At 71.3% G+C, this 13,327-nt stretch carries 12 protein-coding genes and 1 riboswitch; of the genes, 5 read left to right on the forward strand and 7 right to left on the reverse strand.

What is annotated here, in order from left to right; translation table 11 throughout:
* The first annotated feature begins 125 nt into the window (after positions 1–125).
* The 5 genes from rlmN to ACIA6T_RS13115 all read left to right on the forward strand — a co-directional run bounded on the left by rlmN (position 126) and on the right by ACIA6T_RS13115 (position 6,016).
* Entirely contained in the window at positions 126–1,232 is a 1,107-nt protein-coding gene (gene rlmN / locus ACIA6T_RS13095; protein ID WP_399446584.1) for a 23S rRNA (adenine(2503)-C(2))-methyltransferase RlmN, read from the forward strand.
* Positions 1,233–1,256: 24 nt separating this feature from the next.
* A riboswitch (TPP riboswitch) is annotated at positions 1,257–1,362 on the forward strand.
* An 80-nt stretch (positions 1,363–1,442) separates the two neighbouring features.
* Positions 1,443–2,525 carry a thiamine ABC transporter substrate binding subunit gene (locus tag ACIA6T_RS13100; protein ID WP_399446585.1) on the forward strand — a complete coding sequence of 361 codons (1,083 nt, stop codon included), beginning with the start codon at positions 1,443–1,445 and terminating at the stop codon, positions 2,523–2,525.
* Positions 2,526–2,572: 47 nt separating this feature from the next.
* Complete coding sequence (locus ACIA6T_RS13105) at positions 2,573–4,174, forward strand: ABC transporter permease (protein ID WP_399446586.1); 1,602 nt, start codon at positions 2,573–2,575, stop codon at positions 4,172–4,174.
* A complete protein-coding gene (locus ACIA6T_RS13110; protein ID WP_399446587.1) occupies positions 4,175–5,194 on the forward strand; it encodes an ABC transporter ATP-binding protein in 1,020 nt (339 codons plus the stop codon). It begins immediately after the preceding gene.
* Between the two features lie 24 nt (positions 5,195–5,218).
* A complete protein-coding gene (locus ACIA6T_RS13115) occupies positions 5,219–6,016 on the forward strand; it encodes a maleylpyruvate isomerase family mycothiol-dependent enzyme (RefSeq protein ID WP_399446588.1) in 798 nt (265 codons plus the stop codon).
* 66 nt (positions 6,017–6,082) lie between these two features.
* Here the strand turns inward: ACIA6T_RS13115 and ACIA6T_RS13120 are convergent, their stop codons facing one another.
* The 7 genes from ACIA6T_RS13120 to ACIA6T_RS13150 form a co-directional block, all read right to left on the reverse strand.
* Positions 6,083–6,766 carry an LAETG motif-containing sortase-dependent surface protein gene (locus ACIA6T_RS13120; protein ID WP_399446589.1) on the reverse strand — a complete coding sequence of 228 codons (684 nt, stop codon included), beginning with the start codon at positions 6,764–6,766 and terminating at the stop codon, positions 6,083–6,085.
* A 147-nt stretch (positions 6,767–6,913) separates the two neighbouring features.
* Positions 6,914–8,035, reverse strand: a complete 1,122-nt coding sequence (locus tag ACIA6T_RS13125; protein WP_399446590.1) for an LOG family protein — start codon at positions 8,033–8,035, stop codon at positions 6,914–6,916.
* A gap of 271 nt (positions 8,036–8,306) precedes the next feature.
* The gene (locus tag ACIA6T_RS13130; protein WP_399446591.1) at positions 8,307–8,714 is read right to left on the reverse strand and encodes a VOC family protein; all 408 of its coding nucleotides are present in this window, start codon (positions 8,712–8,714) and stop codon (positions 8,307–8,309) included.
* Between the two features lie 111 nt (positions 8,715–8,825).
* Complete coding sequence (locus ACIA6T_RS13135; RefSeq protein WP_399446592.1) at positions 8,826–10,151, reverse strand: hypothetical protein; 1,326 nt, start codon at positions 10,149–10,151, stop codon at positions 8,826–8,828.
* Complete coding sequence (locus ACIA6T_RS13140; RefSeq protein ID WP_399446593.1) at positions 10,133–10,882, reverse strand: ABC transporter ATP-binding protein; 750 nt, start codon at positions 10,880–10,882, stop codon at positions 10,133–10,135. Before ACIA6T_RS13140 ends, ACIA6T_RS13135 begins: the two co-directional genes overlap by 19 nt.
* Positions 10,883–11,285: 403 nt before the next feature.
* Positions 11,286–12,677 (reverse strand): aspartate aminotransferase family protein, encoded by a 1,392-nt coding sequence (locus ACIA6T_RS13145; protein ID WP_399446594.1) that lies wholly within the window; start codon positions 12,675–12,677, stop codon positions 11,286–11,288.
* Complete coding sequence (locus ACIA6T_RS13150; protein WP_030866046.1) at positions 12,662–13,180, reverse strand: Lrp/AsnC family transcriptional regulator; 519 nt, start codon at positions 13,178–13,180, stop codon at positions 12,662–12,664. The genes ACIA6T_RS13145 and ACIA6T_RS13150 overlap by 16 nt, the downstream gene beginning before the upstream one ends.
* Positions 13,181–13,327 lie beyond the last annotated feature (147 nt).

The raw sequence follows: 13,327 nt of genomic DNA on the forward strand, positions 1-13,327 counted from the left end.
TGGAGGCCGAAGCGGTGGAGCCCTGCTCCTCCGGGGAGGGCCCACGGCGACCGGCGACGACCGTTGTCATCCCCAGAGCTCACGGCTGCAGGCCACACGAATTGATCTGCGACACTGGTAACGCCATGCCTAAACCCGGAGAACTTACTTTCGTCGCCCCCCGCGGAGCCAAGAAGCCGCCGCGGCACCTTGCCGATCTCACGCCCGCCGAGCGGAAGGAGGCGGTCGTCGCGGTCGGTGAGAAGGCGTTTCGTGCCAAGCAGCTCTCGCAGCACTACTTCGCGCGGTACGCGCACGACCCGGAGCAGTGGACCGACGTCCCCGCCGGTTCCCGCGGCAAGCTGCGGGAGGCGCTGCTTCCGGAGCTGATGACGGTCGTACGGCATCTGTCGACCGACCAGGGGACGACCCGCAAGACGCTGTGGAAGCTGTTCGACGGCACGCTCGTCGAGTCGGTGCTGATGCGGTACCCGGACCGGGTGACCATGTGCATCAGCTCCCAGGCCGGGTGCGGCATGAACTGTCCGTTCTGTGCCACCGGGCAGGCCGGGCTGGACCGGAACCTGTCCACCGCCGAGATCGTGCACCAGATCGTGGACGGGATGCGGGCGCTCAGGGACGGCGAGGTGCCCGGCGGCCCGGCGCGGCTGAGCAACATCGTGTTCATGGGCATGGGTGAGCCGCTCGCCAACTACAACCGGGTCGTGGGGGCGATTCGCCGCCTCACCGATCCCGAGCCGGACGGGCTCGGGCTGTCGCAGCGCGGGATCACCGTGTCCACCGTCGGTCTCGTCCCGGCCGTCCACCGGTTCTCCGACGAGGGCTTCAAGTGCCGGCTCGCCATCTCGCTGCACGCCCCCGACGACGAACTGCGCGACACCCTCGTCCCCGTGAACACGCGGTGGAAGGTGCGCGAGGTGCTCGACGCCGGGTTCGAGTACGCGGCCAGGTCGGGCCGGCGGCTGTCCATCGAGTACGCGCTCATCCGGGACATCAACGACCAGGCCTGGCGCGGTGACCGCCTCGGGCGGATGCTCAAGGGTCGCCCCGTACACGTCAACCTCATCCCGCTCAACCCCACCCCCGGCTCCAAGTGGACCGCCTCCCGTCCCGAGGACGAGAAGGCGTTCGTGGAGGCGATCGCCGCGCACGGTGTACCGGTGACGATCCGGGACACCCGTGGTCAGGAGATCGACGGGGCGTGTGGTCAGCTCGCCGCGAGCGAACGGTAATGTGACCCGGGCAATCACATCTACATATTCCGACAGGGGAGCGCCACAGCGCTGAGAGTGCGGCACCGGCCGCAGACCCTCCGAACCTGGCCCAGGTCATTCTGGGTAGGGAGATCGGTCATCACTCGAGCTGTTGCGCCCTGCCCGGGACCCCGCAGCGGGGTCCCGGGCAGGGCCGCGTCTCTTCCTGGTCACCCCAGGAGGAATCAAGTGGACATCACCAAGAAGGTCACGGTCCTGGCCGTCGGGCTGGGGCTGGTCGCGCTGTCCGCGTGCGGGGCGTCCGACGGCGACGACTCGAGCGGCGGCGGGTCCAGGACCGTGACCCTCGTCAGCCACAACTCGTGGGCCGTGTCGAAGGACGTCGTCGCCGCCTTCGAGGAGCAGTCCGGATACAAGCTCAAGGTCCTCGAGGACGGCGACGCCGGGCAGGCCGTGAACAAGGCCATCCTGACCAAGGACAATCCCCAGGGCGACGTCTTCTTCGGTGTCGACAACACCCTGCTGTCCCGCGCCCTCGACAACGGGCTGTTCCAGCCGTACGAGGCCAAGGGCTCCGACCTGATCCTCGACGAGTACCGCGTGGACCAGGACAAGCACCGGGTCACCCCCGTCGACAGCGGTGACGTCTGCGTCAACTACGACAAGGCGTGGTTCGACGAGCACGACCTGACCCCGCCGAAGAGCCTCGACGACCTGGTCAAGCCCGCCTACAAGGACCTCCTCGTCGTCGAGAACGCCTCCACCTCCTCACCCGGCCTCGGCTTCCTGCTCGGGACCGCGGCCAAGTACGGGGACGAGGGCTGGCAGGACTACTGGAAGAAGCTCAAGGCCAACGGCGTCAAGGTGGTCGACGGCTGGGAGCAGGCCTACAACGAGGAGTTCTCCGGCTCGGCCGGCGGCAAGCAGGCCAAGGCCGACCGGCCGCTGGTGGTGTCGTACGCCTCCTCGCCGCCCGCCGAGGTCGTCTACGCCGACCCGAAGCCGGAGACCGCGCCCACCGGTGTCGCCGAGGGCACCTGCTTCCGCCAGGTCGAGTACGCGGGGCTGCTGAGCAACGCGAAGAACCCCGAGGGCGGCAAGGCCCTGCTCGACTTCCTGATCGGCAAGACGTTCCAGGACGACATGCCGCTCAACATGTTCGTCTACCCGGTGCGGGAGGCCGCCCGGGTGCCCCAGGAGTTCGTGAAGTTCGGGCCGCAGGCGAAGGACCCGCAGACCATGGACCCGGAGAAGATCGCCGCCAACCGTGACCAGTGGGTCAAGTCGTGGACCTCGCTCGTACTGAAGTGACGCGGACCGCGGCGAGGCGGCGCGGGAGCGCGGCGCGGCTCGGTCTGATGGCCGTGCCCGTCGCGTTCTTCGCCGTCTTCTTCGCCTACCCCGTCACCGCGATCGTCGCGCGCGGACTGAAGACCGACGGGACCTGGCACCTCGGGCGGATCGGGGACGTACTGGCGCAGTCCGACGTCCGTCAGGTCCTGTGGTTCACCACCTGGCAGGCCCTCGTCTCCACCGCCCTCACCCTGCTGGTCGCCCTGCCCGGCGCGTACGTCCTCGCCCGCTTCGACTTCCCCGGCAAGCAGGTGCTGCGGGCCGTGGTCACCGTGCCGTTCGTGCTGCCGACGGTCGTCGTCGGTACGGCGTTCATGGCGCTCGTCGGCCGCGGCGGACTCCTCGACGAACTGTGGGGCGTACGGCTGGACACCACCGTGTGGGCGATCCTGCTCGCGCACGTCTTCTTCAACTACGCCGTCGTCGTACGCACCGTGGGCGGGCTCTGGTCGCAGCTCGACCCGCGGCAGGAGGAGGCCGCGCGGATGCTCGGCGCCTCGCGGTTCGCGGCCTGGCGGACCGTCACCCTGCCCGCGCTCGCGCCCGCCGTGGCGGCGGCGGCGCTGATGGTCTTCCTGTTCACCTTCACCTCCTTCGGCGTGGTGCAGATCCTGGGCGGGCCGGCCTTCTCCACCCTCGAAGTGGAGATCTACCGGCAGACCTCCGAGATCTTCGACCTGTCCACGGCAGCCGTCCTGACGATGATCCAGTTCGTCGCCGTGGGCACGATCCTCGCCCTGCACGCCTGGACCGTACGGCGCCGGGAGACCGCGCTGCGGCTGGTGGACGCCTCGGTGACCGCGCGCCGTCCGCGCGGCGCCGGACAGTGGGCGCTCCTCGGCGGAGTCGTCGCCACCGTCGCCGTACTGCTCCTGCTGCCGCTCGCCGTACTGGTGGAACGCTCCTTCGGCGCCGCCGGTCTCGGCTACTACCGGGAGCTGACCCAGGACGACGGGGGAGTGTTCCTGGTCGCGCCGATCGAGGCGGTCGGCAACTCGCTCCAGTACGCCGTCGCCGCCACCGTCATCGCCATGGTGATCGGCGGTCTCGCCGCCGTGGCGCTGACCCGGCGGGACGCGGGACGGCTGGTGCGCGGCTTCGACGCGCTGCTGATGCTGCCGCTCGGGGTGTCCGCGGTGACCGTCGGTTTCGGTTTCCTGATCGCCCTCGACGAGCCGCCGCTGGACCTCCGCGCCTCCTGGATCCTGGTCCCGCTCGCGCAGGCGCTGGTCGGCGTCCCCTTCGTCGTACGGACCATGCTGCCGGTGCTGCGGGCCGTGGACGTACGGCTGCGGGAGGCGGCGGCGGTGCTCGGGGCGTCGCCGTGGCGGGCGTGGCGGGAGGTGGACCTGCCGCTGGTGCGGCGGGCGCTGCTGATCGCCGCCGGGTTCGCGTTCGCGGTGTCGCTGGGCGAGTTCGGGGCGACGGTGTTCATCGCGCGGCCGGAGAACCCGACGCTGCCGGTGGCCGTGGCGCGGCTGCTGGGGCGGCCCGGGGACCTCAACTACGGCCAGGCGATGGCCCTGTCGACGATTCTGATGATCGTGTGCGCGGTGGCGCTGCTCGTCCTTGAGCGGCTGCGGACCGACCGGACCGGGGAGTTCTAGATGCTGCTGAGCCTTCAGGACGCGACCGTCCGCTTCGGTGGGCGGCCGGTGCTGGACGCCGTCGACCTGGGGGTCGCGGAGCACGAGATCGTGTGTGTGCTCGGCCCCAGCGGCAGCGGCAAGTCCACGCTGCTGCGGGCGGTGGCCGGACTGCAGCCTCTCGACTCCGGGCGGGTGTCGCTCGACGGACACGACCAGTCGGGCGTGCCCGCGCACAAGCGCGGCGTCGGGCTGATGTTCCAGGACCACCAGCTCTTCCCGCAGCGGGACGTGGGCGGCAATGTCGCCTTCGGCCTGCGCATGCACGGCGCGTCGCGGAGCGAACAGGCGGAACGAGTAAGGGAGTTGCTGGACCTGGTGGGACTGCCGGACGCGGCCGGGCGCGCCGTCGCCGCGTTGTCCGGCGGCGAGCAGCAGCGCGTGGCGCTCGCCCGCGCCCTCGCGCCCAGCCCCCGGCTGCTGATGCTCGACGAGCCGCTCGGACAGCTCGACCGGTCGCTCAGGGAACGGCTGGTCGTCGAACTGCGCGAGCTGTTCGGCCGGTTGGGCACCACGGTGCTCGCCGTGACGCACGACCAGGGTGAGGCGTTCGCGCTGGCCGACCGGGTGGTGGTGATGCGGGACGGGCGGATCGCCCAGTCCGGTACGCCGCTTGAGGTGTGGCAGCGTCCGGCCGACGCGTTCGTGGCCCGCTTCCTCGGCTTCGAGAACGTCGTCGAGGCGACGGTGGGCGACGATGCCGCGGTGACCCCCTGGGGCAAGCTCCCCGTCCCGGAAGGCGCCCCGCAGGGCACGCGGACCCTTCTCGTCCGCCCCGCCGGTGTCCGCCTGGTCCCGGTCGGCGAGGGCCTGCGCTGCACGGTGGCCGCACGCACCTTCCGCGGCACCCATGTCACCGTCCACCTCCAGCCCGAGGACGCGCCCCGCCTGGAGGCGGCCTGCGCGCTCAGGGCCGCGCCGGAGGTCGGGGGTGAGGTCGGCGTGGAGTTCGACGCGGCGGAAATCGCCGTGCTGGGATGAGCGCGACTGCCTAGGGTGTGCGGCATGACACCACTCGCGCATGACCGCTACTGCGAGGAAATCGCACACCAGGTAGGGCAGTTGCGGACGGTCGTGACGTCCGGCGCCGATCTGTCCGGCACCGTGCCCACCACGCCCGACTGGTCCCTGGAGCAGCTCGTACGGCACACCGGCGGTGCCCTGCGCTGGGTGGACGTCATGGTGCGGACCGGGGCCGAGGACGACGTCCCCGAGGACCAGGTGCCGGGGTTCGCCGGGCCCGGGGCGTGGGGCGACCCCGGCGCGCTGGACGCCTGGCTGGCGGAGTCCGGCGAACTGGTCGTCGGCGCGCTGCGCGAGGCCGGTCCGGACGCGAAGGTGTGGAGCTGGGCCGGGATTCACAGCGCCGGGTTCTGGGCCCGCCGTATGACGCACGAGGTGACCGTCCACCGCGCGGACGCCACCCTGGCCGCCGGGCTGCCCTACGAGGTCGCGCCCGAGGTCGCCGCGGACGCGGTCGACGAGTGGCTGGAGATCGTGGAGTGGGCGCAGCGGACGCTGCCGGACGACACGGTGCACGACCTGCGGGGGCCTCGGCGCACCATCCATCTGCACGCCACCGGGACCCGGCCGGAGATCCACTCGGAGTGGCTGATCGAGCTCGGCGAGGAGGGTGTCTCCTGGCGGCGCGGCCACGAGAAGGCCACCGTCGCCCTGCGCGGCCCGCTCACCTCCGTGCTCCTCGCCTTCTACCGCCGGCTGCCGCTGGACGCCCCCGGCCTCGACGTGCTCGGCGACCGGAAGCTGCTGGAGTTGTGGCTGGAGCGGGCGACGTTCGGCTGAGCGGCCGGTAACGGAAGCGGCCCGCCCCCGGGAAAGGGGACGGGCCGCCGATGTGTGCGTGAGGCGTCAGCGCTGGTTGCTCGCCCCGCGGCGGCGCATGCCGAAGAAGACCGCACCACCGCCGACCACGACCAGGGCGGCCGCGATGCCGGCGATCAGACCGGTGTTGGAGTTGGCGCCGGTCTCGGCGAGGTTCGACTCACCGGCCGGGGAGGGCGCGTTGCTCGAGGTGTCCGCCGGAGCGGTGCTCTCGCTCTCCGGCTCCGACGGGGTCGGCTCGGGCTCCTCGGCCGGGGTGGAGGAGGACTTCGACGGGGTCGGCTCCGGCTCCTCCTCGGCCGGGGGCTCCTCCTCCGTCTTGCAGGCCGTCGCCGGGGTGACCAGGTTCGGCTTGATGTCCTCGTCGACGTAGGGCTTCGCGTCGACGTGGATGCGGTACTCGGCGTTCGGCTTCCAGTCCTCCTCGAAGGTGATGACGGTGCCCTCGGCGGTGCCCTTGACCACCTGCTCGCCGACCTGCTTGTCCTGCAGGAACACGGTGATGGTGGCGGGGACGCCGGCCGGGTCCTTGTCGGTGACGGTGATGACGCCCTTGTCGCCGACGCACTTGGCCTCGGCCGAGAACTCGGTGATGTTGCAGGCCGCCGCGCTGCCGGCGACGCCGATCGCGAGGGCGGCGGACGCGGAGACGACACCGAGGGCGCGCACGGAGCGCGCGACGGTACGGCGGGATACGGACAGAACTGCCACGTTTGTCCTTACGGGAGAGCGTAAATGCGGGGGGTGGAGGGAGTGTTGACGGAGCATCAGCACTCCCGTACGGCTCTCAGGTCTATAAGCGCCGCATAAGTAGTGTCAACGCATATGCCTACAGTGGGACGGGGCTTTGCCTTCTTATTAACCGCCCAGACGTTTCAAGGCCTCCGGGGCTTCCTCGATCCGGTCGACCAGGGCGATCCGGGCCTCCATCGAGCGCTCCCGGGCGAGCGACCGCAGCAGCGGCCAGGCCGGCAGCTTCTCCGTCCAGTGCGCCCGGTTCACCAGCACCATGGGCGTGGGCTCACCGCGCGACCCGTAGTAGTTCGGCGTCGCGTTGTCGAAGATCTCCTGTACGGTCCCGGCGGCGCCCGGCAGGAACACCACGCCCGCGTCGCAGCGGGCCAGCAGCCCGTCCTCGCGGGTGGCGTTGGCGAAGTACTTCGCGATGTGCGAGGCGAAGGCGTTCGGCGGCTCGTGGCCGTAGAACCAGGTGGGGATGCCGATCGAGTGGTTGCCCTTCGGCCAGCGGGTGCGCACCTCGAAGGCGGCACGCGCCCAGTCGGTGATCGACGGCGTGAACGAGGGCGCGGAGGCGAGGAGTTCGCAGGCATCGTCCAGCATGGCGTCGTCGTACGGGGCCGCGTAGGCGCCGAGGTTCGCCGCCTCCATCGCGCCCGGACCGCCGCCCGTCGCCACCGTGAACCCGGCGTGGGTCAGCGCCCGCCCGAGCCGGGCGGCACCCCGGAACTCCTCGGTGCCGCGCGCCATCGCGTGACCGCCCATCACGCCCACGACCCGTGCCCCGCGCAGGAGTTCGTCGAGGGTGTCGGACATGGAGTCGTCGTGGACCGCGCGCAGCATGGAGGCGAAGATGTCGCCGTCCGCCTTGGTCCGCTGGAACCAGGTGTAGGCCAGCGCGTCCGGGGTCGCCTCGTAGCCCTTGTCGAGCGAGGCGAACAGGTCGCCGGGCGTGTAGAGACGCCCCCGGTACGGGTCGAAGGGCAGGCCGGGGACGGGCGGGAGCACCAGGGCGCCGTCGGCGCGGAGCTTCTCCGCCGCGTCGGGACGCATCGGGCAGCCGAGGAAGACGGCCCCGGCGGTGTCGTTGGTGAGCAACTCCCGTGTCCGGTCGGTCAGATCGACGGACTGGACACGGAATCCGGAGAGCGTGCCGCGCGACGAGACGATCGCGTCGAACTCCTCGAGCGTCTCTATCTCGCGGTCCCCGTGATGGACGGCATGGGCGGGACTCGTCTGCACCCGCCCATGCTAGGGGGTGCCGTTCGGCTCAGGTCGGCCACCGGCGACGACGCCGCCCGGAGGGGCCCCAGCCGCGTTCTCGTCGGGCGCCAGGGCTCTGCCCTGACGCCCTCCTCCGCCTCGCAACTGCGCGCTCCTCCCGCTCGGCTTCGCTCGAGCGGGGATCTCCACGCGCGGGAGGGGCCCTCATCGTCCCCGCTCGGGGCGGCCACAAGGCGCCGTCACCCGAAGCCGGCCCGAGCCGAACGGCGCCCCCGGACCCGCGTGTGCGTCAGCCCTGCATCGCGGCCGGGTCCATCCAGATGACCTCCCAGGTGTGGCCGTCGAGGTCGTCGAAGGCGCGGCCGTACATGAAGCCGTAGTCCTGGGTCTCGCCGGTGACCGAGCCGCCCGCCGCGACGGCCTTCTCCACCAGCTCGTCGACCTTCTCGCGGCTCTCCGCGCTCAGCCCCAGCAGCACCTCGCTGCTCTTCGTGGCGTCCACGATCTCCTTCTTGGTGAACCCCGCGTACTTCTCCCTGGTCAGCAGCATCGCGACGATCGTGTCGCTGATCACGACCGACGCGGCCGTCTCGTCGCTGAACTGCGGGTTGATCGAGTAGCCGAGCTCCGTGAAGAACTTCTTCGAGGCGTCGAGGTCGTTGACGGCCAGGTTCACGAAGATCATCTGCTGGTACATGGCGGGGCCTTTCCCGTTCGCTTCCATGGTGTTCGTGGGGGTAGACCGGGGGTCCGCGCGGAACTCATCGGCCCGCGGAGATTTTTTTCGAACCGGTTTCCGGACGGCTTCTCAGCGGGCCAGCGGCCACGCCGACAGCTCGGCCACGACCAGGGTCAACGGCCCGAACAGGGCCAGCAGCGCACCCGCGCGGAGCACGGCGGCCCGGCGCAGCGTCCCCGTGGCCGCCCCGAGGCGCCGCAGCGCGGCGGTGGTGCCGGCGCGGGCCTGCTTGGCCTCGACGGCGGCCGTCAGCAGCGTCGCCGTCGTGCAGCCGGCCACCAGCAGCACCCCGAGCACGACGAGCGGGCCGGCTGAGGCGTCCTCGCGGTCGTGCAGCGAGGCCATGGCGTACGCGGCCGACAGCACCGCGCAGACCACGCCCAGCGGGCGCCCGATGCGCGTGGCCTCCGTCATCAGGACCCGCCCGGCCAGCAGCCGCAGCGCGCCGGGCCGCACCGTCTGCAGCAGCCTGCCGCACAGATGGGCGAGGCCGGGACCGGCCAGGGCGAGACCGACGGCGGTCAGGGCCAGACCGAGCAGCGCGGAGGGCCGGTCACCCGGCGCGCCCCCGCCGCCCGCACGGCTCGCGAAGGCCTCCACGGCCAGGCCGACCGCCAGCACCGCGATGCCCCACGGCAGCCCGGACGGTGGCGTGAGCGGCACGGCGGGTCCGCTGCCGGCGGGCTCGGTGCCGACGGCCGTCCCGGGGGCCTCCTCCGCCGTGCCCTCCCGCTCCGGTGCCGCCTCGGCCGTACGCCGGCCGCGGGCCGCCGCCCCCAGGTGCTTGCCGAACCGTCCGTACGCCCCGAACGACTCGCGTACCGCCGTACGCCGGTACGCGCCGAACCTGCCGTACGTCCGCCCCGCGCTGGCCGCGCCCGCCGCCGGCTCACGCGGCCGCAGCGCCACCGCCACGGCCGCCGACGCGCTCAGCGGCACGAGCGCCAGCAGGGTCAGGGCGGCCGGCAGCGGAAGCGGCCGGCCGGTGGCGAGGAAGTCCGTCGCGGTGCCGTCGGAGGGCATGCCGGTGAGGTCGCCGCGCAGCTGGAGGAAGACCAGCAGGGCCAGCAGCGAGCCCAGCGCGCAGGACAGCGCCGTGGTGGCCGCGGAGACCGCCATCAGCCGGGCGGGACCGAGACCGATCGCCGACAGACCGGGCCTGGGCCGGGTGCCCGGATCGGTGCGGGCGACCGCGATCGCGAAGTACACCGTGGCCGCCAGCGGGACCGCGCACCAGGCCAGCCGGAGCGCCGAGGAGGCCGGGTCGGGGTGGCCCAGCGCGTGGCCGAGGGTGCTGAGCAGCAGGAAGCCCGTGCCCGCGGACGCGGCCGTGACCAGGAGCCGGCGCAGCTGGACGGCGGTGCGGGCGCTTCGGGTCAGACGGAGAGCGAGCACGCCGCCCGGCCTTCCGTCTCGGCCGCCCCGGCGACCGGCGGCAGATGTACGGTGCGCACCCGCCGTCCGTCGAGCAGCGACACGGTGCGGTCGGCGAGGGCCGCGGTCTGTGCGTCGTGGGTCGCGAGGACCACGGTGATGCCGTGCGAGCGGGCCGCCGTGGTGAGCGTGCGCAGCACGTGGCCGCGGTCGACGCGGTACAGCGGGGCGGTCGGCTCGTCGGCGAACAGCACCGAGGGCGCCGGGGCGAGGGCGCGGGCGACGCACACCCGCTGCCGCTCCGCCTGTGTCAGCTCCCCGGGGTGCCTGCGGGCCCTGTCGCCGATGTCGAGGCGCTCCAGCCACTCCAGGGCCGCCGTCCTGGCGCGGCGCCGGTCGGTGCCGCGCAGCATCAGCGGCAGGGCGGCGTTCTCCCAGACGTTCAGCTCGGGCACCAGCACCGGTTCCGGGTCGATCCAGCCGAAGCGGTCCCGGCGCAGCCGCTCGCGGACGACGGGGCTCATGGTGTGCACGGGCACGCTGTTGAACCAGACCTCGCCGCTCTTCACGGGCAGCAGGCCGGACAGACAGCGCAGCAGGGTCGTCTTGCCGCTGCCGCGCGGGCCGCCGACGGCGAGGATCTCGCCTTCCCGGACGCCGAGCGAGACCCCGCTCAGTCCGGGCGAGCCGTCGTCGTACCGGTGGTGCAGGGCTCGCGCCCAGAGCACGTCGTTGTCCGGTGGGGCCACCATGGCGTACACCTCGGTTCGGATCGGAAATGCCGTGCTGTGTCCCCCGTATGGGGGAACGAGAGCGCAGGCTGCCGGTCACGCTCTCGGTTCCACGTACCGTCGTGCGCAGTGGACAGCGCGTGGCGAGAACCAAGCACGTGCTGCCTCCTTGGCGCTGTTGCCGCCCGGGCTGGGCTCAACCCGGCTGGTGTCGATCGCGTGAGACTCCGCTCTTCGCTGAGCAGCGGAGCAGCGTGAGCCAGGAAGTCCCGTCGTCCAACGAGGGGCGGAGTCAATGGAACGCTAGGCAGGCCGTGGCAGGTGGCCGGACAGCAACACGGCCCCGTGCCGTCCCTTCTCACTCGAATGGACGGCACGGGGCCGGTGTTGATCATCCAGAAGGAAGATCGGAACCTCGTTTGGCCTACAGCTTGGTCCAGGCCTCGGAGAGGGTCGCGCGCAGGATCTGCTCGATCTCGTCGAAGGTCTCCTGATCGGAGATCAGCGGCGGGGCGAGCTGGACGACCGGGTCGCCGCGGTCGTCGGCCCGGCAGTACAGGCCGTTCTCGAAGAGCTTCTTCGACAGGAAGCCGTACAGCACGCGCTCGGTCTCGTCCGCGTCGAAGGACTCCTTGGTGTTCTTGTCCTTGACCAGCTCGATGCCGTAGAAGAAGCCGTTGCCGCGGACGTCGCCGACGATCGGCAGGTCGTGCAGCTTCTCCAGGGTCGCGCGGAAGGCGCCCTCGTTGTCGAGGACGTGCTGGTTGAGGCCCTCGCGCTCGAACAGGTCGAGGTTGGCGATGCCGACCGCGGCGGAGACCGGGTGGCCGCCGAAGGTGTAGCCGTGCAGGAAGGTGTTGTCACCCTTGTAGAACGGCTCGGCCAGCCGGTCGGAGACGATGCACGCGCCGATGGGGGAGTAGCCCGAGGTCATGCCCTTGGCGCAGGTGATCATGTCGGGGACGTAGCCGAACTTGTCGCAGGCGAAGGTGGTGCCCAGCCGGCCGAAGGCGCAGATGACCTCGTCGGAGACGAGCAGCACGTCGTACTGGTCGCAGATCTCGCGCACCCGCCGGAAGTAGCCGGGCGGGGGCGGGAAGCAGCCGCCGGCGTTCTGCACCGGCTCCAGGAAGACCGCCGCCACCGTGTCCGGGCCCTCGAAGAGGATCTGCTGCTCGATCTGGTCGGCGGCCCAGCGGCCGAACGCCTCCGGGTCGTCACCGTGGATCGGCGCCCGGTAGATGTTGGTGTTGGGCACCTTGTGCGCGCCCGGCACCAGCGGCTCGAACGGGGCCTTCAGGGCCGGCAGTCCGGTGATGGACAGGGCGCCCTGCGGGGTGCCGTGGTAGGCCACCGCGCGGGATATGACCTTGTACTTGGTCGGCTTGCCGGTGAGCTTGAAGTACTGCTTGGCGAGCTTCCAGGCGGTCTCCACCGCCTCGCCGCCGCCGGTGGTGAAGAAGACCTTGTTGAGGTCGCCCGGCGCCTCGTGCGCGAGCCGCTCCGCCAGCTCCACGGCCTTGGGGTGGGCGTAGGACCACACGGGGAAGAAGGCCAGCTCCTGGGCCTGCTTGGAGGCGGTCTCCGCGAGCTCCTGACGGCCGTGGCCCGCCTGTACGACGAACAGGCCGGCGAGGCCGTCGAGGTAGCGCCTGCCCTTGTCGTCGTAGATGTGGGTGCCCTCGCCCCGGACGATGGTGGGGACGGGGGAGTTCTCGTACGAGGACATGCGGGTGAAGTGCATCCACAGGTGGTCGTACGCGGACTTGCTGAGGTCCTCGGTGCTGCCGGTGCTCACGATTATCGGGTTCCCCACATGTAGGTCTGCTTCTTGAGCTTGAGGTAGACGAAACTCTCGGTGGAGCGCACGCCGGGAACGGCCCGGATGCGCCGGTTGATGACCTCCAGGAGGTGGTCGTCGTCCTCGCAGACGATCTCGACCATGAGGTCGAAGGAGCCCGCGGTCATCACCACGTACTCGCACTCGTCCATGGCGGTCAGCGCGTCGGCCACGGACTCCACGTCGCCCTCGACGTTGACCCCGACCATCGCCTGGCGGCGGAAGCCCACGGTGAGCGGGTCCGTGACGGCGACGATCTGCATCACGCCCTGATCGAGCAGCTTCTGCACCCGCTGGCGCACGGCCGCCTCCGACAGGCCCACGGCCTTGCCGATGGCGGCGTACGGCCGGCGGCCGTCCTCCTGGAGCTGCTCGATGATGGCGAGGGAGACGGCGTCCAACTGGGGACCGCCGCCGTTCTTGGACTCGCGGGAGTCCCTCGGGTCTGCGCTTCGACTGGCCACGGTGCCACTGTGCACGACGTATCGACAGTTTCGCAAGGCTCAATCGATGAAATTCGTTGTCTGTGGCGTCTCGACTTGCGGATTTCGCAGGAGTGGAGCGGGTGGGGGTGTCGAAAACGTCGGCCGTCGGTTTAGGGTGGGTGTCTCAGAGGTTGGACACCA

It is taken from the genome of Streptomyces sp. NPDC051740, from assembly GCF_044453165.1.
In the GTDB taxonomy this organism is placed as follows: Bacteria; Actinomycetota; Actinomycetes; order Streptomycetales; family Streptomycetaceae; genus Streptomyces; species Streptomyces atrovirens.